20 protein-coding genes are annotated in these 19,878 nt (G+C 65.0%); 14 read left to right on the forward strand and 6 right to left on the reverse strand.

Translation table 11 applies throughout. The features are described from left to right. Window positions 1–65 precede the first annotated feature (65 nt). Window positions 66–575: an invasion associated locus B family protein gene (locus tag V2L18_RS14775; protein WP_336179139.1), complete on the reverse strand. Its 510-nt coding sequence runs from the start codon at window positions 573–575 to the stop codon at window positions 66–68. 561 nt (window positions 576–1,136) lie between these two features. On the opposite strand from V2L18_RS14775, the gene coxB reads away from it, so the two are divergent. The 9 genes from coxB to V2L18_RS14820 all read left to right on the forward strand — a co-directional run bounded on the left by coxB (window position 1,137) and on the right by V2L18_RS14820 (window position 8,402). Next, window positions 1,137–2,063, forward strand: coding sequence for a cytochrome c oxidase subunit II (gene coxB / locus V2L18_RS14780; RefSeq protein ID WP_336179025.1), 927 nt, complete (start codon window positions 1,137–1,139; stop codon window positions 2,061–2,063). 204 nt (window positions 2,064–2,267) lie between these two features. After that, window positions 2,268–3,914: a cytochrome c oxidase subunit I gene (ctaD, locus tag V2L18_RS14785; RefSeq protein ID WP_336179026.1), complete on the forward strand. Its 1,647-nt coding sequence runs from the start codon at window positions 2,268–2,270 to the stop codon at window positions 3,912–3,914. Between the two features lie 104 nt (window positions 3,915–4,018). Continuing rightward, window positions 4,019–4,996 carry a heme o synthase gene (locus V2L18_RS14790; protein ID WP_336179027.1) on the forward strand — a complete coding sequence of 326 codons (978 nt, stop codon included), beginning with the start codon at window positions 4,019–4,021 and terminating at the stop codon, window positions 4,994–4,996. 4 nt (window positions 4,997–5,000) lie between these two features. Then, the gene (locus tag V2L18_RS14795) at window positions 5,001–5,153 is read left to right on the forward strand and encodes a hypothetical protein (protein WP_336179028.1); all 153 of its coding nucleotides are present in this window, start codon (window positions 5,001–5,003) and stop codon (window positions 5,151–5,153) included. Between the two features lie 7 nt (window positions 5,154–5,160). Beyond that, complete coding sequence (locus V2L18_RS14800) at window positions 5,161–5,805, forward strand: cytochrome c oxidase assembly protein (RefSeq protein ID WP_336179029.1); 645 nt, start codon at window positions 5,161–5,163, stop codon at window positions 5,803–5,805. A gap of 55 nt (window positions 5,806–5,860) precedes the next feature. After that, window positions 5,861–6,730 carry a cytochrome c oxidase subunit 3 gene (locus tag V2L18_RS14805; RefSeq protein ID WP_336179030.1) on the forward strand — a complete coding sequence of 290 codons (870 nt, stop codon included), beginning with the start codon at window positions 5,861–5,863 and terminating at the stop codon, window positions 6,728–6,730. A 40-nt stretch (window positions 6,731–6,770) separates the two neighbouring features. Further along, a complete protein-coding gene (locus V2L18_RS14810) occupies window positions 6,771–7,232 on the forward strand; it encodes a L,D-transpeptidase family protein (protein WP_336179031.1) in 462 nt (153 codons plus the stop codon). Window positions 7,233–7,264: 32 nt separating this feature from the next. Next, entirely contained in the window at window positions 7,265–7,648 is a 384-nt protein-coding gene (locus V2L18_RS14815) for a DUF983 domain-containing protein (RefSeq protein ID WP_336179032.1), read from the forward strand. Beyond that, window positions 7,638–8,402, forward strand: coding sequence for an SURF1 family cytochrome oxidase biogenesis protein (locus V2L18_RS14820; RefSeq protein ID WP_336179033.1), 765 nt, complete (start codon window positions 7,638–7,640; stop codon window positions 8,400–8,402). The genes V2L18_RS14815 and V2L18_RS14820 overlap by 11 nt, the downstream gene beginning before the upstream one ends. A gap of 90 nt (window positions 8,403–8,492) precedes the next feature. On the opposite strand, the gene V2L18_RS14825 is transcribed toward V2L18_RS14820, so the two are convergent. Both V2L18_RS14825 and V2L18_RS14830 read right to left on the reverse strand, forming a co-directional pair. Further along, window positions 8,493–8,978 carry a peroxiredoxin gene (locus V2L18_RS14825; protein WP_336179034.1) on the reverse strand — a complete coding sequence of 162 codons (486 nt, stop codon included), beginning with the start codon at window positions 8,976–8,978 and terminating at the stop codon, window positions 8,493–8,495. Window positions 8,979–9,065: 87 nt separating this feature from the next. After that, the gene (locus V2L18_RS14830; RefSeq protein ID WP_336179035.1) at window positions 9,066–9,968 is read right to left on the reverse strand and encodes a protein-disulfide reductase DsbD domain-containing protein; all 903 of its coding nucleotides are present in this window, start codon (window positions 9,966–9,968) and stop codon (window positions 9,066–9,068) included. 200 nt (window positions 9,969–10,168) lie between these two features. Between V2L18_RS14830 and V2L18_RS14835 the strand changes: the two genes are divergently transcribed. The 5 genes from V2L18_RS14835 to V2L18_RS14855 all read left to right on the forward strand — a co-directional run bounded on the left by V2L18_RS14835 (window position 10,169) and on the right by V2L18_RS14855 (window position 17,437). Further along, window positions 10,169–10,780: a YqgE/AlgH family protein gene (locus tag V2L18_RS14835; protein WP_336179036.1), complete on the forward strand. Its 612-nt coding sequence runs from the start codon at window positions 10,169–10,171 to the stop codon at window positions 10,778–10,780. Between the two features lie 296 nt (window positions 10,781–11,076). Then, window positions 11,077–12,483 (forward strand): threonine synthase, encoded by a 1,407-nt coding sequence (gene thrC, locus V2L18_RS14840; protein WP_336179037.1) that lies wholly within the window; start codon window positions 11,077–11,079, stop codon window positions 12,481–12,483. A 3-nt stretch (window positions 12,484–12,486) separates the two neighbouring features. After that, a complete protein-coding gene (locus tag V2L18_RS14845; RefSeq protein WP_336179038.1) occupies window positions 12,487–13,818 on the forward strand; it encodes a pitrilysin family protein in 1,332 nt (443 codons plus the stop codon). Window positions 13,819–13,842: 24 nt separating this feature from the next. Next, the gene (locus tag V2L18_RS14850) at window positions 13,843–14,487 is read left to right on the forward strand and encodes a GNAT family protein (RefSeq protein WP_336179039.1); all 645 of its coding nucleotides are present in this window, start codon (window positions 13,843–13,845) and stop codon (window positions 14,485–14,487) included. Between the two features lie 58 nt (window positions 14,488–14,545). Then, window positions 14,546–17,437 carry an EAL domain-containing protein gene (locus V2L18_RS14855; protein WP_336179041.1) on the forward strand — a complete coding sequence of 964 codons (2,892 nt, stop codon included), beginning with the start codon at window positions 14,546–14,548 and terminating at the stop codon, window positions 17,435–17,437. A gap of 72 nt (window positions 17,438–17,509) precedes the next feature. Here the strand turns inward: V2L18_RS14855 and V2L18_RS14860 are convergent, their stop codons facing one another. Genes V2L18_RS14860 through V2L18_RS14870 form a run of 3 tightly spaced genes read right to left on the reverse strand, consistent with a single transcriptional unit; the run spans window position 17,510 to window position 19,877 of the window. Next, a complete protein-coding gene (locus tag V2L18_RS14860; RefSeq protein WP_336179042.1) occupies window positions 17,510–18,424 on the reverse strand; it encodes a diacylglycerol kinase family protein in 915 nt (304 codons plus the stop codon). Next, window positions 18,421–18,900, reverse strand: coding sequence for a ribonuclease HI (rnhA, locus tag V2L18_RS14865; protein ID WP_336179043.1), 480 nt, complete (start codon window positions 18,898–18,900; stop codon window positions 18,421–18,423). Before rnhA ends, V2L18_RS14860 begins: the two co-directional genes overlap by 4 nt. Further along, entirely contained in the window at window positions 18,897–19,877 is a 981-nt protein-coding gene (locus V2L18_RS14870) for a homoserine kinase (RefSeq protein ID WP_336179044.1), read from the reverse strand. The genes rnhA and V2L18_RS14870 overlap by 4 nt, the downstream gene beginning before the upstream one ends. Between the last annotated feature and the right edge of the window lies 1 nt (window position 19,878).

Below are 19,878 nucleotides of genomic sequence, written 5' to 3' on the forward strand. Positions count from 1 at the left end.
GAAAAGGTAATCCCTCGGTGTCTCCGTCGCAATCGCCGCAACGCCTTGAAACAGTGTCGCCGGCACTATTTCAGCGCATCATAGCCTTGTGTGAAGCCGTTGAGCGAGATCGGAATGCCGATGCCTTCTTCCGGGGTCTGGAAGATGATGAAGGTGGCGAGCTTGCCGGTGCGCATCTTGTCCAGCAGCTGGTCCTGCAGGATGACCTCGGCGATGCAGCCGTTGGGCAGGCAGCGCACGAAGCCGGCGCGTCCGATATCCTCGCCGTCGACCTTGAGGCCCAGGCCGAAGGGCAGCAGCACGCCGAGAGGCGCCAGAACCCGCAGGATCTTGGCTTCCTTGTCCGCCGTCTTCAGCACGATCACCGACAGGCCGACATTCTCGCGATCCTCGGCGGTGACGTTCTGGATGAGCGCGCACTGTTCGGACTTGGCACCGGGAGGCGTGTCGCAACGGATCTGCCAGTCGCCGTGCACTTCCTTGACCGCGCCCTGCGCCATCGCCGGGGCGGTGAATCCCTCGATCATCGCGCTCGCGACGAGAAGGCAGGCGATCCCCGCCCTGGCCATGCGCATGGACAAATCGAACACGTCAGCCTCCGAATCGGATGTCAGTCATTGAGGTTCGTCAAACGGCTGCGAATCACCGCCGCCGCAAACGCCTGATCTGGTGCGACATTGCCCGAGATGCCTGTCCCGTTCCAGTCCCCACACCTGCTGACGCGCCGCGATGGCGGAAATGAGGCCGTGCGCGAGCCGGAACGCCGCATGTGCTTCAGGCTTTCCGGGGTTTTCGCGAGGCTTTTGCAATCTGGAGGCCGGCAAGGAACGTCTGGTTCGTCGCGCAGAGGAAGGTGCGCTTCATCGGCGATACCATCCGTTTGTCCACTTGGGGCCCCTGCGACAATATGCTAGAGGTGCGGCAAATGGACGCCGCTAGCGCCAAGTGCCTATGGCTCCTGCACTGTTTGTGCCTAGTATCCGGTCATTAGCAAGCCGAACCGGTGCCATGTGCGAATTGTTGTGGAGGTCGCCGTAGAGTAACGTCTGGCAGCGAATAGAATTCGGATAGATAACGGTCGCCCGAGGGGGCGGAGGCCTGGAATAGGCACCGAGATGGAGAGGGAGCGCATCAAGGTGATTAACCCGCTTAAGCGTATCTGGGAGGGGGCGCGGTTCGGCGGTGCGGTAGCAGCCGCGCTTGCGGGAACCGCGTCGGCGGCGCTGGCAGCAGAGCCCGAGCCGTGGGCCATCAACCTTCAGCCGGCCGCAACCGACGTCATGCGAGATATCCATGCCTTTTCGGATTTCACCATGTGGATCGTGGTGCCGATCGTCGGGCTGGTGACGATCCTGCTGGCGGTCGTCATGTTCCGCTTCAACGCGCGGGCCAATCCGACGCCGTCCCGAACCTCTCACAACACCTTGATCGAAGTTCTGTGGACCGTCTTGCCGATCCTGATTCTGGTGGCGATCGCGATCCCGTCCTTCCGTCTGCTCTACAAGGAACTCGTGATTCCGCCGGCGGACCTGACGGTCAAGGCGACCGGGTATCAGTGGGCCTGGGGGTATGAGTACACCGACGATGCCTATGCGGGCATCTCGTTCGACGCCTACATGCTGAGCGACGACGAGCGGGCCGAGCGCATCGCTGCTGGCGCCAGCGAGGCTTCGCTGCCGCGCCTGCTCGCCGCCGACTACGACGTCGTGGTTCCGGCCGGCAAGATCGTGCGGGTTCAGGTCACCTCCACCGACGTGATCCATTCCTTCGCGATGCCCGCGTTCGGGATCAAGGTCGATGCCATTCCGGGTCGGCTGAACGAGACCTGGTTCAAGGCCGAGGCGCCCGGCGTCTACTACGGCCAGTGCTCCGAATTGTGCGGCAAGGACCATGCCTTCATGCCGATCGTCATTCGTGTCGTGACCGAAGAGCAGTTTGCTGCCTGGGCCGAGGCGGCCAAAGACGACGTGGATGCGGCGAACCAGCTGCTGGCCGGCATGATCGCCAAGACCCGGCCCGTGGCCGAACGGGACACGGACAAGCTGGAGATGGCGGCACGCTGAGCGGCGCCGTGCATCGCGCGGCATCGTGCCGGGGAAGAACCCGCACGATGCCCGCCGATCTGACAGACAGGAAAACCGGCGCGTCCTCCCGGGGCCGAAGCGATGCTTCGACAGGGGGCGGGCCGCAACGAACAGGATGCCGGCGGGCGCGCTGGAGCGGGCGGCAGCAGCCGGAACGATCAGGACTTAGGGGAGAAAGACAAGATGGCGGCTTCCGAGGCCCATGCAGTGCATGACCATCCGCATGGATGGCGGCGTTACGTCTATTCGACGAACCACAAGGACATCGGCACGATGTACCTGATCTTCGCCATCACGGCGGGGGTCATCGGCGGATTCCTCTCGGTGATGATGCGCTGGGAGCTGCAGGAGCCGGGCATCCAGATCTTCCACGGTCTGGCTGCGATGGTCTACGGGGCGGAAGGGGCAGCTGCGACGGATGTCGGCAAGTCCATGTACAACGCCTTCACCACGGCGCACGGCCTGATCATGATCTTCTTCATGGTCATGCCGGCGCTGATCGGCGGCTTCGCCAACTGGTTCGTGCCGATCATGATCGGCGCGCCGGACATGGCGTTCCCGCGCATGAACAACATCTCCTTCTGGCTGCTGCCGCCGGCCTTTATCCTGCTGCTGCTGTCGATGTTCGCGCCCTCGGCTCCCGGCGCCTACGGCGTTGGCGGTGGCTGGACGATCTATCCGCCGCTCTCCACCTCCGGCCAGCCGGGGCCTGCCATGGACATGGCGATCCTGTCTCTGCACATCGCCGGTGCCTCGTCGATTCTGGGTGCGATCAACTTCATCACCACGATCTTCAACATGCGCGCGCCGGGCATGACGCTGCACAAGATGCCGCTGTTTGCCTGGTCGGTGCTGGTGACGGCCTTCCTGTTGCTTCTGTCGCTGCCCGTGCTTGCCGGCGGCATCACCATGCTGCTGACCGACCGCAACTTCGGCACGACCTTCTTTGCGCCGGCCGGTGGCGGTGATCCGATCCTGTTCCAGCACCTGTTCTGGTTCTTCGGCCACCCGGAGGTCTACATCCTGATCCTCCCGGCCTTCGGCATCGTTTCGCACATCGTCTCGACCTTCTCCAGAAAGCCGATCTTCGGCTATCTCGGCATGGCCTATGCCATGGTCGCCATCGGTGTCGTCGGCTTCATCGTGTGGGCGCACCACATGTACACCGTCGGCCTGGACGTCGACACGCAGGCCTATTTCGTCTTCGCCACTATGGTCATCGCGGTGCCGACGGGCGTGAAGATCTTTTCCTGGATCGCCACCATGTGGGGCGGGTCGATCAGTTTCCGCACGCCAATGCTGTGGGCGCTGGGCTTCATCTTCCTGTTCACCATCGGCGGCGTGACGGGCGTCCAGCTCGCCAATGCCGGTCTCGACCGGTCGCTGCACGACACCTATTTCGTGGTGGCCCACTTCCACTACGTGCTGTCGCTGGGCGCGGTCTTCGCCATCTTCGGCGGCTGGTACTACTGGTTCCCGAAGATGTTCGGCTACATGTACAACGAGGCGATCGCCAAGACCCATTTCTGGGTGACCTTCATCGGCGTGAACCTGATCTTCTTCCCCCAGCACTTCCTGGGTGTGAACGGCATGCCGCGCCGCTACATCGATTATCCGGACGCGTTCGCGCACTGGAACTGGATCTCTTCGGTCGGCTCCTATATTTCGGCGGTGGGGGTTCTGATCTTCCTGGCGGGGGTCGTGGAGGCGTTTGCGAGGAAGCGGGTGGCTGGCGACAATCCGTGGGGCGAAGGCGCGACGACGCTGGAGTGGACCCTGTCCTCGCCGCCGCCCTTCCATCAGTTCGAGACGCTGCCGCGCATCAAGTAGGACGCGAGGCAGCCGGTTGAGTAACGCGGCGGCGCCGGACCCGGTCCGACGCCGCCGCGCCAAATCAAAGAGCCGTCAAGGCCGAAAAAGACAGGAATTCGCGCATGTCGCTGGTCGAGCGTCACGACAGCACAACAGCCGCCGGCTGGGACGGCGGTACCGGATCGGTTGGCGACTACTTCGCCCTCCTGAAGCCGCGTGTGATGTCGCTGGTGATCTTTACCGCCCTCGTCGGTATCGTTCTGGCACCGGGCGGGCTTCATCCGGTCCTCGCCGGAACCGCGCTCTTGTGCATCGCCATCGGCGCAGGCGCTTCCGGTGCGCTCAACATGTGGTACGACGCCGATATCGACCTCGTGATGTCGCGCACCGCCAGCAGGCCCGTGCCGGCCGGCCGGGTAACGGCCGAGGAGGCGCTCGCCTTCGGACTGACGCTCGCCTGCGGCTCGGTGCTGATGATCGGGCTTGCGGTCAACCTGCTCGCGGCCGGGCTGCTCGCCTTCACCATCTTCTTCTATGTCGTCGTCTACACGATGTGGCTGAAGCGTTCCACGCCTCAGAACATTGTCATAGGTGGCGCGGCCGGCGCGCTGCCGCCGGTCATCGGCTGGGCGGCGGTGACAGGTTCGGTGAGCCTTGAGAGCATTGTGCTGTTCCTGATCATCTTCATGTGGACGCCGCCGCACTTCTGGGCGCTGGCGCTCTTCAAGTCGTCGGATTACGAGGCGGCCGGCGTGCCGATGCTGCCGGTGGTGCGCGGACCGCGCTCGACCCGCAACCACATCCTCATCTATTCGCTGCTGCTGGCGCCGATCGGTCTGACGCCGACGCTGATCGGCCTTGCCGGCCCGGTCTACGGTGTCGCCGCAGCCGCGCTGGGCCTGGTCTTCGTCTGGCTGGCGGTCGATGTGTGGCGCCGCCGGGAGGGGCCGCTCGCAACCCGCGCCGCGGTTCGTCTCTTCCTGTTTTCCATCTTCTATCTGTTCGCTCTCTTCGCCCTTCTGTTCGTCGAGCGGCTCGTGACGCTGGCCATGCCGGGATTGGGCAAAGGCCTAGCCCTGGCGCTCGGGTTTGGGGGCTGATGCGATGAACGAAGGTATCGAGCTGACACCGGAACAGAAGAAGCGAAGACGATCGCGATCGATCGCCATCGCCGTGGTCCTCGCCGCTCTGGTGGTGCTGTTCTACGCGGTGACGATCGCCAAGATGAGCGTCAATCTCGAAAGCGTGGGAGGCTGAGGGACGGATGCCCGGGAGGAACGAAGAGGCGGGCGCCGGGGAGCGGCGCGAACGCCAGGGCGCAGACGAGCGGGGAGCCGGTCGCCGCAACCGCACTCTGGCGCTTGCCTGCGCGGCCTTCGTCGGCTGCATGGTGGGCGCGGCCTATGCGGCCGTGCCGCTTTACCAGATCTTCTGTGCGGTCACCGGTTATGGCGGGACGACCCAGCGGGCCGAGGCCGCGCCGCTCCAGCCCATCGATCGCCACATCAAGGTGCGCTTCGACGGCAACGTTGCCACGACCCTGCCCTGGTCCTTCAAGCCGGTGAAACGGCAGGTGGAGCTGCGTCTCGGCGAAGTCGCGACCGAGCTCTATCACGTCATCAACGATGGCGCGGGCGCGACCGCGGGAACGGCGACCTTCAACGTCACGCCGTTCGAGGCGGGCGCCTATTTCAACAAGCTCGACTGCTTCTGCTTCACCGAGCAGGACCTCGCCGCCGGCGAGGAGCGGGACATGCCGGTCGTCTTCTTCGTCGATCCGGCGATGGACGAGGATCCGAACCTCGCTCACATCGACACGATCACGCTTTCCTACACGTTTTTTCCGGCAAAGACGCCGGAACCACCCGTCGCTGCTGCGGCGGGACCTGAGAATTTAGGAAAACTCTGACAGCGCGGGGCAGGTTTCCGCAGGCATTTACGTGGGTTAACCCGGGGGAGAGAACATGGCCGAGGCCCATAGCAAGAAGCACGATTATCATCTCGTCGAACCCAGCCCCTGGCCGTTCCTCGGCGCCGTCGGTGCGCTGGTCATGGCGCTCGGCGCGATCGGCCTGATGAAGTGGAACATGGGCGAGGAGTTCCATGTTCTCGGGCTCAATCTTTCCGGCTGGGGCGTGTTCGCCGTCGGGCTGCTGATCATCCTCTACACGATGTTCGGCTGGTGGCGCGACACGATCCGCGAAGGCCATCAGGGCCACCACACCCGGGTCGTCTCGCTGCACCTGCGCTACGGCATGATCATGTTCATCGCCTCGGAGGTGATGTTCTTCGTGGCGTGGTTCTGGGCCTATTTCGATGCCGCACTTTTCCCGCACGAGGCGATCCAGTTCGCCCGGGTGGAGGCGACCGGCGGGCAATGGCCGCCGGAAGGCATCGCCACCTTCGATCCCTGGCACCTGCCACTCCTCAACACGCTGATCCTGCTCACCTCCGGCACGACGGTCACCTGGGCCCACCACGCCCTGCTGCACGACGACCGCCAGGGCCTGAAGTGGGGTCTGACGCTGACCGTGGCTCTCGGCTTCATCTTCACGCTCTGCCAGGCCTACGAGTACGGCCACGCAGCCTTCGATTTCTCCGGCAACATCTATGGCGCCACCTTCTTCATGGCGACGGGCTTCCACGGCTTCCACGTCATCATCGGCACGATCTTCCTGGCCGTGTGTCTGGCGCGCGCAGTCGCCGGCGACTTCACGCCGAAGCAGCATTTCGGTTTCGAGGCGGCGGCCTGGTACTGGCACTTCGTCGATGTGGTGTGGCTGTTCCTGTTCGTGTGCATCTACGTCTGGGGCGCCGGTACGCCGGCGCACTAGCGCTCTCGTGCGCCGGCTCGCTCTACTTCTCGCTCTTTTCGTGGCCGCGGCGGCATCGACCGCCGCGGTCGCGGCAGACGTGGCCCGGATCGAGATCCGCAAGAGAGAGCGGGAGATGAGGCTCCTTGCCGCTGATGGCAGCGAGGTGCGACGTTACACGGTGGCACTCGGCGGTAATCCTGTCGGTCACAAGCAGCGCGAGGGCGACGAGCGCACGCCGGAAGGCACCTATGTGATCGACTGGCGAAATCCGAAAAGCGCCTTTCATCTCTCGCTGCATGTTTCCTATCCCGATGTGGCCGACAAGGCCGACGCCCGTAGCAGGGGAGAGGATCCCGGCGGGATGATCATGATCCACGGCCTTCCCCGAAGGTATGGGTGGATCGGCTCGATGCATACGGCCCTTGATTGGACCGACGGCTGCATCGCGGTGACGAATGCAGAGATCGAGGAGATCTGGTCGCTCGTCGCGGACGGGACCACCGTTCGCATCCTGCCCTGACGGCGCGTGTCGGTTGCTGAGAAGGAACAACGATGAGCAAACCCCCGCACCTGCGCTATCCGCCGCTTCCCGCGACGCAGACGGGCCTGCGCGGCCGCTGCCCGCGCTGCGGGCAGGGGCGGCTCTTTGACGGCTTTCTCAACACGGCGAAGCAGTGCGAAGTGTGCGGGCTCGATTTCGAATTTATCGACTCGGGTGATGGCCCTGCCGTCTTCATCATCCTGATCGTCGGCTTTCTGGTCGTCGGTGCGGCGCTCGCGGTGGAGGTGACCTTCACGCCGCCGATCTGGCTGCATCTTGTCCTGTGGACACCGCTCACCCTCGGGCTTTCCATCGGTATGCTGCGGCCGCTGAAAGGCCTGATGATCGCCCAGCAGTACAAGCAGAGCGCCCGGGAGGGCCGCCTTGGCGAATAACGTGTCACGGCGCGGGGCGGCACGGTCGCTCATCGTGCCGGGTGTCCTGCTGCTGGTCGTTCTGGCGGTGCTGATATCGCTCGGCAACTGGCAGATGCGCCGGCTTTCCAGGAAGCTCGCCCTGATTGACCGCGTGGAAAGCCGGCTTGCCGCCGATCCCGCACCGCCGCCCGGTCCGCAGGACTGGCCCGGCCTCAAGGCGGACGATATCGATTACCGGCAGGTCCGACTCACGGGCACCTACCTTCCCGGCGATCTCTATGTCTTTACCGCGCTGGGCAGTCCCAGGGGGCGCTACGGCGGGCCGGGCTACTGGGTGATGACACCGTTTCAGACGACCGGCGGCTGGATCGTCTTCGTCAATCGCGGTTTCGTGCCCCAGGACCTGAAGGCCCTGGATGCGCGGCCGGGCAGCGGCGCGCCGGCAGGCGTCGTCACCCTCGAGGGCACGATCCGCCACGCGGAAACGGACGGCACTTCGCTCGAGGCCGACCCGCAAAAGAACATCTGGTACCGCCGCGATCCGGCGGAATTGGCCGAAGGCGCAGACATTCCCTCCGATGAGGTGGCGCCCTACACCATCGATCTCAACGCATCGATGATGCCGGAAAGCGGTCTGCCGCAGCCGGGCGAGACGACCGTCACCTTCAACAACCCGCATCTGGGCTACGCCCTGACCTGGTATGGCCTTGCGGCGGCCGGGCTCGGCGTCTTCATCGTCTTCGCCGTCGGCCGCCTCCGGCGACCGGATTGACAGGTTGGGCGATCTGGCCGGGCGGTCTGGCCGGGCGGACTTGATGGATCGGCAGGCGGCGGATCGGCCACCGCCTGCCACAGGCTTTGTTCAGAGCTGGTTGATGATCCCGACCGCACCCGACACAGAGGCTTCGCCGGGCGAGCCTTCCACATTGAGCGCGGTGACCTTGCCGTCTTCCACGATCATGGAATAGCGCTGCGAACGGATGCCAAGCCCGCCGGCCGACGCGTCGAGCTCAAGCCCTATCGCCTTGGCGAAATCGGCGCTTCCGTCGGCGAGAAAGACGATCTTGCCGTCCGCGCCCGTCGCCTTCGCCCAGGCATCCATCACGAAGACATCGTTGACCGACGTCACCGCCACCGTGTCCACACCCTTGCTCTTCAGCACGTCAAGATTTTCCAGAAAACCCGGCAGGTGGTTGTTGTGACAGGTCGGCGTGAAGGCGCCCGGCACCGCGAAGAGGACGACCTTCTTGCCGCCGAAAACATCGCCCGTGCTGGTCTGGCCCGGCCCGTCCGCGGTCATGATCTTGAAGCTGGTTTCGGGCAGGCGGTCGCCGATCTTGATTGTCATGTCAGTGTCTCCCTGAAGTGAAAGGCGCCGCTTTCCGCACGCCGTCCGCGAGGGACATAGCGCGAAGATTGGTGCCGTCGAGGTGGTTCAGTCCATGGCAGAAGTATTGAGGGTCCAGCGCTGTTCGACGGCTTTCGCACCGTTGACCAGCGTGAGCCGAAGGGTGGCCGTGCCGCCCTCATGCACGAGCCCCTCGCTGGATAGCGTGAAAACGGCCGTCGCACCGTCCCTTGAGGCGAGCGCGGGCACGCTCAGATAGGAGCCCTCAGGTCCCTCGACGAAGAGATCGGTCGGGGAATCGGGCGCGGCAAGATGCGCTGTGAAGCGGAAGATTGCCGGGGTGCCGCTCTCGATCTCTACCCCGGTCACCGAAAGCGGATCGCCCGGGCTGGCCGGTTCGGGAACCTTCGCAAGGGCGGCCGCAATGGCCTTATCGTTCGTCGTGTCCCGCGCGGTGTCGGGGCCGAGCGGAATTTCCAGACGGGTGGAAACGGGGACGCAGACCTCCCTGCACAGGCCGAGACTGACGTCGGTGACAAGTGTCGCGTCGCCGCCGGCGGAGGCGGGCTTTACGACGATCGGCAGCACCGCGCCGCCCTCGTAGCCGATGGTGGTCGAATAGGGATCCTCGTGCCGCTCCGGCGCGGGAAAGGCGAGGGCGGCGGAGGCGATGTTCTGCGAGCCTGAGAAATCGGCGGAGGTGCCGATGCCGCTGTCGCCCGGATAGCGCCAGTAGGTCTTCCAGCCGGGCTCGGTGCGGATTTCCAGTGCCGCCCGGTAGGTGCCGTCCGCGGCGGCCGCGCCCCCGGCGGAAATGAGCCGCACCGCGCCGCCGGTCGCCTCGAACCAGGGGGAGGTGCCGGCGTGCACGGGAGTGCCCAGAGCCATGCAGATGAAGATGGCGGCAACGCCCCTTGCAATCCACGCAAGAGCGGGCCCGGCATTCTCTGGCGCTTGCGAATTCCGGCAGGGATCCGGGGGCATTGTCATGGGGCGGTCTCTCCGTTTCGGCGCGTGAGCCTAAAGGAAGAGATCGCCCCCTTAAAGGCACAAGGGCTTCTTCCTATCTCATATTCGCGTGACGGGCAGGAAACGCCGGTGCGGGCTCCGGCGTTAACAAATCGCGCGGCAGCGGCTAGACTTAATCCTTCGAGCCGAACGGGACCGCGGGCGAATGAGGTAGGCTATAGATGACGTTGGAGACCGGAACGTTTGAGGCTGCGACCACCTATCTGGACGGACAGATCCTGATCGCGATGCCGGGAATGATGGACGACCGGTTCGAGCGTACGGTGATCTATCTGTGCGCCCATTCTGCCGAAGGCGCCATGGGGCTGATCCTCAACAAGATCGTCGGCAATCTGTCGTTTCCGGAATTGCTGACGCAGCTTGGCATCATCGGCGAGGAGGATCCCATCCGCCTGCCGGAAGCGGTGGAGACGATGCCGGTGCACCGCGGAGGGCCCGTGGAGACGGGCCGCGGTTTCGTCCTGCATTCAGCCGATTACTTCGTCCAGAATTCTACCCTGGCGATCGAGAATGGCATCTGCCTGACGGCGACGCTGGAGATCCTCAAGGCGATTGCCGATGGCAGCGGCCCGGAAAACGCGCTGTTGGCGCTGGGTTATGCCGGCTGGGGGGCCGGGCAGCTTGAAAGCGAGATCCAGGCGAACGGCTGGTTGACCTGTCCGGCGGACGAGGCGCTCATCTTCGGCGGCAATCCGGAGGCCAAGTACGCGGAGGCGCTCGGCCGGCTCGGCATCGCCCCCGGCATGCTTTCCAGCGATGCGGGGCACGCCTGAGCCCTCGCCACCGTGATTTGTTGGGTGGTTTTGCGGCTCGGCAATCGTTGTTTAAAGGAATTCGGTTTTCGTACGCTGCCGGCTGTTCTAGGGTGTGGCCCCGTCTCGTTTATGGGGCCACACCCTAGGGGGCTGCGCAACGCGGCTTGCACGCGTGGACGCTGCGCCGGCGCAGGAGTAGGTCGCCGGCTGCGCGCAATTCGCCTATGAAAGGACGCGCGCTCAGCGCGGCCAAGAACATTTGGACCGGACATGGGTCTCCCCGCATCGGACCTGCGTCAGGGAAGGAAACCGGCTTGAAATATGTCAGCACGCGCGGCAACGCGCCCGAACTGGAATTTGCCGACGTCCTGTTGAGCGGCCTTGCCCGCGACGGCGGCCTCTACGTGCCGGCCGAATGGCCGCAACTGGACAGCAAGACCATCGCCGCCCTTGCCGGCAAGCCTTACCACGAAGTCGCCTACGAGGTGATTCGGCCGTTTGTCGGCGATGCCATGACGGACGGCGTGCTGGCCGGCATGCTGCGCGACACCTATGCCGCCTTCCGCCATCCCGCCGTCACACCGCTCGTTCAGGTGGCGGAGAACCGCTTCGTGCTGGAGCTGTTCCACGGGCCGACACTCGCCTTCAAGGATGTGGCGATGCAGCTGCTCGGCCGGCTGATGGACCATGTGCTGAACGAACGCGACCAGCGGGCGACGATCGTCGGCGCGACTTCGGGCGATACCGGCGGGGCGGCCATTGAGGCTTTCCGCGGCCGCGAGCGTACCGACATCTTCATCCTGTTCCCGGACGGGCGCGTCTCCGACGTGCAGCGCCGACAGATGACGACGGCGCGCGAAGCGAACGTTCACGCTCTGGCGCTGGAAGGCAATTTCGACGACTGCCAGGGGATGCTGAAGGGGATGTTCAATCACTTCAGTTTCCGCGACAAGGTGGGCCTTGCCGGCGTCAACTCCATCAACTGGGCCCGCATCGTCGCACAGGTCGTCTACTATTTCGTTGCCGGCGTGGCGCTGGGCGCGCCGCATCGCCCCGTCTCCTTCACCGTGCCCACCGGCAATTTCGGCGATATCTTCGCCGGCTACGTCGCGGCCCGTATGGGGCTACCGATCGAGAAGCTGGTGATTGCCACGAACGTCAACGATATCCTGGCGCGCACGCTGGAAACCGGTCGCTACGAGACGCGCGGCGTGACCGCGACCACCTCGCCCTCGATGGATATCCAGGTGTCCTCGAACTTCGAGCGGTTGCTGTTCGACGCGGCGGACCGGGATTCGGCGCTGATCAAGCGGCAGATGGACGGGCTCTCGCAGTCCGGCGCGTTCAATCTTTCGCCGGAAAGTCTGGCCGAAATCCGAAAGACATTTTCGGCAGGCCGCGCCGACGAGGCGGCTGTTGCCGATACCATCGCCCGCACTTGGCGCGAGGCGGGCTATCTGGCCGATCCGCACACCGCCGTGGGGCTTTCGGTTGCCGAGGCGCAGGCCGTGTCATCCTCGCCAATGATCGTGCTGTCCACGGCCCACCCGGCCAAGTTCCCGGACGCGGTGAAGGCGGCCTGTGGCGTGACGCCCGCGTTGCCCGAATGGCTGGCGGACCTGATGGAACGCGAGGAGCGGTTTGAGGTGGTGCCAAACGATATCTCTGCGGTGGAAAATCTGATCCTGACGCGCGCCCGCGCCGTTACCGCGGAGGCGTGAACCATGAATGTCCGCATAAGCCATCTCGAAAACGGCCTGACGATCGTCACCGATCACATGCCGCATCTGGAAACGGCGGCTCTCGGTGTCTGGGTGAGGGTCGGATCGCGCAACGAGACCGAAGCCCAGCACGGCCTGACGCATCTTCTCGAGCACATGGCCTTCAAGGGGACGCGTCGGCGCACCGCCCGTGCCATCGCCGAGGAGATCGAGGCTGTCGGCGGCGAGCTCAATGCCTCCACCAGCGTGGAGAACACCGCCTATTACGTGCGCGTCCTGGCCGATGACGTGCCGCTTGCCGTCGACCTGCTCGCCGACATCCTCGGAAACTCCGTGTTCGATCCGCTCGAACTGAAGCGCGAGCAGCACGTGATCCTGCAGGAGATCGGCGGCGCACAGGATTCGCCGGAAGACTGGGCCTTCGACCTGATGCAGGAGGCCGCCTGGCCCGGCCAGCCGATCGGCCGCACGATCCTCGGCACGCCGCAGACCGTGCGCTCGTTTACGCCGGACAGCATCCGCGAGTATCTCGATACCCATTACCGGGCCGGCGGCATGGTGCTTTCGGCGGCGGGCAAGGTCGATCACGATGCGATCGTGGAACTGGCGCGCAAATGCTTCGGCCAGTTTCCCGAAGGCCCCGGCGCGGGCTTTCCCTCCGCCACCTACCAGGGCGGCGAGAGCCGGCGCGTGCGCGATCTGATGGAGGCGCAGCTTCTGCTCGGCTTTGAGGGCAAGCCCTACAAGCACCCCGACTACTACGCGATCCAGATCCTCGCCGCAGTGCTTGGTGGCGGCATGTCCTCCCGCCTCTTCCAGGAAGTGCGCGAGACCCGCGGCCTTTGCTATGCGGTCTATGCCTTCCACTGGGCCTTCACCGATACCGGTCTCTTCGGCATCCATGCGGCTTCCGGCGAGGACGATCTGGAAGAACTCATGCCGGTACTGCTCGGTGAACTTGCCCGGGCGGGCGAGAGGATCGGGGAGGACGAAGTGGCGCGCGCGCGCGCCCAGATCCGCGCCTCTTTGATGATGGCTATGGAGAGCCCGGTGGCCCGCGCGGGCCAGATCGCCCGGCAGATGATGGTCTACGGCCGCTGCCTGGATCCGGCGGAGATCGTGCAGCGAATCGACGCGGTGACGGCGGAGGACGTGCGCCGGGTGGCGGCGGAGACATTCGCCAGCCGCGTGCCGACCCTGTCCGCGGTCGGTCCTGTGAAGAAGCTGATGGAACGCGACGAGATCGCCGTGCGGCTGGGCGCGGGCCCGGGCGCCGCGTCCGATGCGGGGTCCGAAGGCAGCTACGCCGGTCTCGGCGTCGGCCGCGCGCTCTGATCGGACACGGGGAGGAACCTGGCGATGGCTCTGCTGGGCTCGATCGGCTACAGCGAACCGAGCCCGATCTTGCGTTGCGAGCGGCTTGTTCTGCGCATGCCGACCATGGCGGATTACGGCGACTGGGCGTCCTTGCGCGAACAATCCTATGCCTTCCTGAAGCCGTGGGAACCGACGTGGCCTGTGGATGACCTGACTAGGGCGGCCTTCCGTCGTCGTCTGCGCCGCTATCATCGCGAGGTGCGCAACGACACGGGCTATCCGTTTTTCGTGTTCCTGCGCGACAGCGGCCAGATCGTCGGTGGACTGACCTTGTCGAACGTGCGGCGCGGTGTCACCCAGTCCTGCGCGCTCGGGTACTGGATCGGCCAGCCGCATGCCCGCAAGGGGTACATGAGCGAAGCGGTGGCGTGCGTTTTGCCCTTCGTTTTCCAAAGGCTCGGTCTTCATCGTGTGGAAGCCGCGTGTCTGCCCCACAATGAAGCCTCAATCGGCCTGTTACGTCGCTCCGGCTTTACCCATGAAGGCCACGCCCGCGCCTATCTGCGTATCGATGCGCAATGGCGCGATCATCTTCTCTTCGCGCGTCTGGCGGAAGACCCCGAGCCGCCGTTCCGGCCGCACGGCCAGTCCGTCGCGTTTGGGGAGGGCGTTAAACATAACTTGTGAAGGTCCCGGCAAGTCGGTACTCCTTTCCGCCATGCCCGCTTCCCGACAGGAGTTCTCAGTGCATCGTCTGTGTCTGGCCCTGATCGCGCTTCTCCTGTTCTGTCTTGCCGGTGTGGGCACGCCGGCGCATGCGGTGGAAGCGATATCGGTGCCGGCCAGTGCCGATGCGATCGACCTCACGCGCTCCGTGGAGCGATATGTCAACCACGGGCCCAGTCTTCAGGTTTCCACCGCGCCCGGCGCCGACGGCATCGTGCGGCGCATCGAGGTGACCTCGCGCGACGGTTCCAATACGGACTGGATCGTCTTCGCGCTCTCCAATCCCTCCGACGAACAGATCGACCGGTTGCTGGTGTCGCCGTTCTACCGGCTCGTCGGCTCCGGAATCATCTGGCCGGACCTCGGTCAGTCGCGCGTCGCCTCGCTCTCGCCCAGCCAGGGCATCGTGCCGGAACGCATTCCGAGCCCGGAGGCCGACGTCTTCCGCATCACGCTCGACCCCGGCGCCGTGGTCACCTTCATTGCGGAGTTGCGCACCCCCAATGTGCCGCAGCTCTATCTCTGGCAGCCGGAGGCCTACAAGGACAGCGTCAACGCCTACACCCTCTATAAGGGTATCGTGCTGGGCATTTCAGGCCTGCTGGCGCTGTTTCTCACCATCATCGTGGTGATCAAGGGAACGATCATGTTTCCCGCGACAGCCGGTCTCGCCTGGGTCGTGCTGGGCTACCTGTGTGTCGATTTCGGATTTTGGAATCGCGTCTTCGGCATCGGGGCCGGCGGCGAGCAGCTCTATCGCGCCGGTGGCGAGGTGCTGCTGGCGGCGAGCCTGATCGTCTTTCTTTACGGGTATCTCAACCTCAACCGCTGGCACATTCACTACAGCCACGTGGCGATCGCCGCGCTGGTGCTGCTGCTCGGTCTCTTCGGCATCGCGATAGCGGATCCGGCCATCGCCGCCGGTATTGCGCGGCTGTCGCTCGGCGTCATCGGCATTCTGGGCTTCGGCGTCGTTCTGCTGCTGGCCTTCCAGGGCTACGACAGGGCGATCATGCTGATCCCGACCTGGGTGCTGCTCCTGGCCTGGCTGTGCGGAACGGCGCTGGCGGTGACCGGCAGTCTTTCCAACGATCTGGTTCAGCCGGCGCTTGACGGCGGCATGGTGCTGATCGTGCTGCTGATCGGCTTTACCGTGATGCAGCATGCCTTTGCCGGCGGCGCGCTGGTGCAAGGCTCCATCGGCGACGTGGAGCGCCGGGCTCTGGCGCTCACCGGTTCAGGCGACATGGTCTGGGACTGGGACGTCGACCGCGACCGCATCCACACCGCCAACGACCTGGAGATGTTGCTGGCCCTGAAGCCCGGCACGCTGGAGGGGCCTGCCCGCGACTGGCTCGATGTCATCCATCCTCAGGACCGCGACCGTTTCCGCGCCACGCTCGACGCGATCATCGACCAGCGCCGCGGCCGCATCGCCCAGGTTTTCCGGCTGCGTTCGGAGGATGGCCACTTCCGCTGGTTTCTGCTGCGTGCGCGGCCTCTTCTGGGCTCCGACGGTGAGGTCGTGCGCTGCGTCGGCACGCTGCACGACGTCACCGAGCAGAAGACGTTCGAGGAGCGTCTGCTGCACGATTCCGTCATCGACAATTTGACCGGCCTGCCCAACCGCCAGATCTTCCTCGACCGGTTCGATTCCGCCATGGCCCGCTACCGGGTGGAGGGTGCGGGTCGGCCGACGGCGATCGTTCTGGATCTCGACGGCTTCAAGAACGTCAATGACAATCAGGGCATATCGGTCGGCGATTCGATCCTGCTGACGATGGCGCGACGGCTGGCCCGTCAGATCAAGCAGCAGGATTCGCTCTGCCGGCTCGCCGGAGACCAGTTCGGCATCGTGCTTCTCTCCGAACAGCAGCCCGACCGCATCGCCGGTCTCGGCGAGGCGCTGCGCCGCACCGTGCGCGCGCCGCTCACCTTCGGCGAGCACGAGATCTACCTGACCGGGTCCATCGGCCTCGCCATCGGCGACGAGACCAACACGACGGCCGCCGATGTCCTGCGCGATGCGGAAATCGCCATGTACCAGGCCAAGATGTTGGGTGGCGATCGCATCGAGGCCTATCGGCCGACGCTGAAGACCGTGACCGGCGACCGGGTGGTTCTGGAAAATGACCTGAAGTCGGCCATCGCCAACGGCGAATTGCGCATCCTCTACCAGCCGATCGTGCGCCTGAACGACCGCGCGATTTCGGGGTTCGAGGCGCTGGTGCGCTGGCAGCACCCCAAGCAGGGCTGGCTCGGCCCGCACGAGTTCATTCCGCTGGCCGAGGAATCCGGCCTCATCAACGACCTCGGCATCTATGTCCTGGAACGCGCCGCCCGCCAGCTCGCCTTCTGGCAGCAGCAGAACCACGACAACTACCGGCTCTTCACCTCCGTCAATGTCTCCTCCCGCCAGCTCCTGCGGCACGATCTGATCAACGACGTGAAGGCGGTGATGTCGCGTTCGGCGCTGACCCCGGGCACGCTGAAGCTGGAAATCACTGAATCCCTTGTGATGGAGAACCCGGAATATTCCGCCAAGGTGCTGGAGCGCCTGCGCTCCTTCGGGGTCGGCCTGTCGCTCGACGATTTCGGCACCGGTTACTCGTCCCTGAGCTACCTCCAGCGTTTCCCCTTCGACACGATCAAGGTCGATCAGTCCTTCGTGCGCAACGACCACAAGAATCACAACGGCGGCGCCCGGCCCGTGATCCTGCGCTCAATCGTGACGCTCGCCCACGACCTCGGCATGGATGTGGTTGCGGAAGGGGCGGAGACGGAGTCGGATGCGCTGGAGCTGCTGCAGATGGGCTGCGAATACGCGCAAGGGTTCCTCTATGGCCAGCCGATGCCGGCCGAGGACGCCTCCCGCATGCTCGCCAACCAGCTCGCCCGGATGCAGGGGTAGGTTTTCAGGCCGTCTCCAAGGATGGGCCAAGAGGCCGATCGACGTCGCCTCTCCGGCTCCGCGGTCTCCCCCTCACGGCACGATCATCGTCAGAGAGCGCGGGCCCTGCTCCACGGTGAGCGGCGTGGTGCCGAAGGGGTCGCCGTCGATCTGGGCGGCGACGGGTCTGCCAGACGTCACCGTGGCTTGGGCCAATGGCCGGATCACGACATCCCGGCAAGTCTCCATCCGACCCCTTAAAAGCGCGATTCCGGCACGCATGAGCGCGGGAATGCGGTCGTTTTTCAATGCGACGAGAAAAAGACCGGGCGTGCTCACGTCCGCCGCGCGGCAGAGGACGAACGGCCCGCCGTAATGCGCGGCCTTGGTGATGACCACCAACCGGCAGACGATCCGCTCCCCGCCGATCTCCACGACGAGGTCTTCGTGGCGGTGCCGCATCGCTTGTCGGAGCGCGGTGATCACATAGGAGAGCTTGCCGAGCCGGCGCTTGAGCGCCGGCGGCACCGTGTGAACGACCAGCGCATCGAAACCGGCCGACGCCATAAGCAGAAAGGGCCGGCCATCGGCCAGCCCATAATGAAGATTTTTCGTTCGCCGCCTAAGGATCATGTCGGCGATCCGGTCGGGCTTCGACGGCAGCCCCAGTTCCTGGGCCAGCACGTTCGCGGTGCCGCATGGCACCACCGCAAGAGGTGGCGGCGCGAGGATCGCCTGGAACCCGGTCAGCGCCTCGTTGATTGAACCGTCGCCGCCGGCAATGACCAGAACGTCCACCGCCAGCTGCGGGTCGGAACAGATCTCACCGATCTCGCCCGCGCGGGTCGTGAGGCGAAGTTCCACGGCCCGTCCGGCATCGCGCAGCCGCGTGGCAATGCGCTGAAGCGCCTTCGCATCGAACCCGCCGGATGTCGGATTGGCGAGGATGAGCGCCCTCGGTGCCGGTTTCTGCGGCTGCTGCTTTTCGGGCGGGCGACCGTGCTTCATGCAGGCGCGTCTCCGGACGCACGCGGGCGGCCGCGGCGCGCCTTGTAGGGCGCCATGCCGGTGCGGGCGAGTTCGTCGGCGCGTTCGTTCTCCGGATGGCCGGCATGGCCCTTCAGCCAGTGCCACTCCACCTCGTGCCGGCGGCGCGCCTCGTCGAGCGCCTGCCACAGCTCGGCATTCTTCACCGGCTTCTTGGCCGCCGTCTTCCAGCCGTTCTTCTTCCAGCCGAACATCCACTTGCTGATGCCGTCGCGCACGTAGACGGAATCGGTGAAGAGATCGACGGCGCACGGCCGCTTCAGCGCGTTCAGCGCCTCAATCGCCGCCATCAGTTCCATGCGGTTGTTGGTGGTGTCCGCCTCGCCGCCCTTCAGCTCCTTTTCGTGGTCGCCGAAACGCAGCACCGCGCCCCATCCGCCGGGGCCAGGATTTCCCGAGCACGCGCCATCTGTGTAGATCTGCACCCGATCGCTCATGCCTCGATGTCTCCCAGTGTCAGGCCGTAGTCGCGCGTGCTGGTCACGCCGCGGTGGAAGCGGAGCTTTTTCAGGTATTCCATCGGATCCTTGGGAGTGACGAGTGCCCCTTCGGGCACGCTCAGCCAGTCGTAGAGGCGGGTGAGATGAAACCGCAGCGCCGAGCCGCGCGCCAGAAGCGGCAGCGCTTCGAACTCGGCTGTGGTGAACGGACGAACGCTCGTGTAGCCCTTCAGCAGCGCGCGCGCCTTGGTGACGTTGAAGGAGTCATCGGTCTCAAAGCACCAGGCGTTCAGGCAGATCGCCACATCGTAGGCGAAGAAGTCGGTGCAGGCGAAATAGAAGTCGATGATGCCCGACAGCTCCTCGCCGAGGAAGAACACATTGTCGGTGAACAGATCCGCGTGAATCTCGCCGGCCGGCAGGTCGCGCGGCCATTGCGCCTCCAGCAGCGCCAGTTCGCGCTCGAGCTCCGCCGCAAGCCCGTGGCAGACCTCGTCCGCGCGCGGGCGCGAAAGCTCAAACAGCGGCCGCCAGCCGTCGACCGTCAGGGCATTCTTGCGATGCATGGCGAAATCGGCACCGGCCAGATGCATCTCGGCCATCGCCCGGCCGAGTTGATGGCAATGCGCCGCCTTGGCGCGCCGAACGGACATGCCGTCGAGAAACGTGCAGATCGCGGCAGGCCTTCCGGCCAGACGGCCGAGCGTGTCGCCGTCACGACTGGCGAGCGGCGTCGGACAGGAAATGCCGGCAGCCGCCAGATGCTGCATCAGCCCGATGAAATACGGCAACTCCGCCGGGTTCACCCGCTTCTCGTAGAGCGTGAGGATGTAGTAGCCGGCATCCGTATGCAGCAGGAAGTTGGAATTCTCCACTCCCTCGGCAATGCCCTTGAAGGCGAGAACGGAACCGATGTCGTATTGGGCGACGAAGGCGTGAAGCTCCTCGTCGGTAACGTCCGTATAGACGGCCATG

Origin of the sequence: Breoghania sp. JC706 (assembly GCF_037026715.1) — a bacterium.
Taxonomy (GTDB): Bacteria; Pseudomonadota; Alphaproteobacteria; order Rhizobiales; family Stappiaceae; genus Breoghania.

Coding starts and splice junctions, on each gene's coding strand:
- V2L18_RS14775 (WP_336179139.1), bottom strand. CDS start 575: ATGCGCATGGCCAGGGCGGGGATCGCCTGCCTTCTCGTCGCGAGCGCG.
- ctaD (WP_336179026.1), top strand. CDS start 2,268: ATGGCGGCTTCCGAGGCCCATGCAGTGCATGACCATCCGCATGGATGG.
- V2L18_RS14790 (WP_336179027.1), top strand. CDS start 4,019: ATGTCGCTGGTCGAGCGTCACGACAGCACAACAGCCGCCGGCTGGGAC.
- V2L18_RS14795 (WP_336179028.1), top strand. CDS start 5,001: ATGAACGAAGGTATCGAGCTGACACCGGAACAGAAGAAGCGAAGACGA.
- V2L18_RS14800 (WP_336179029.1), top strand. CDS start 5,161: ATGCCCGGGAGGAACGAAGAGGCGGGCGCCGGGGAGCGGCGCGAACGC.
- V2L18_RS14805 (WP_336179030.1), top strand. CDS start 5,861: ATGGCCGAGGCCCATAGCAAGAAGCACGATTATCATCTCGTCGAACCC.
- V2L18_RS14815 (WP_336179032.1), top strand. CDS start 7,265: ATGAGCAAACCCCCGCACCTGCGCTATCCGCCGCTTCCCGCGACGCAG.
- V2L18_RS14825 (WP_336179034.1), bottom strand. CDS start 8,978: ATGACAATCAAGATCGGCGACCGCCTGCCCGAAACCAGCTTCAAGATC.
- V2L18_RS14830 (WP_336179035.1), bottom strand. CDS start 9,968: ATGACAATGCCCCCGGATCCCTGCCGGAATTCGCAAGCGCCAGAGAAT.
- V2L18_RS14835 (WP_336179036.1), top strand. CDS start 10,169: ATGACGTTGGAGACCGGAACGTTTGAGGCTGCGACCACCTATCTGGAC.
- V2L18_RS14845 (WP_336179038.1), top strand. CDS start 12,487: ATGAATGTCCGCATAAGCCATCTCGAAAACGGCCTGACGATCGTCACC.
- V2L18_RS14850 (WP_336179039.1), top strand. CDS start 13,843: ATGGCTCTGCTGGGCTCGATCGGCTACAGCGAACCGAGCCCGATCTTG.
- V2L18_RS14860 (WP_336179042.1), bottom strand. CDS start 18,424: ATGAAGCACGGTCGCCCGCCCGAAAAGCAGCAGCCGCAGAAACCGGCA.
- rnhA (WP_336179043.1), bottom strand. CDS start 18,900: ATGAGCGATCGGGTGCAGATCTACACAGATGGCGCGTGCTCGGGAAAT.
- V2L18_RS14870 (WP_336179044.1), bottom strand. CDS start 19,877: ATGGCCGTCTATACGGACGTTACCGACGAGGAGCTTCACGCCTTCGTC.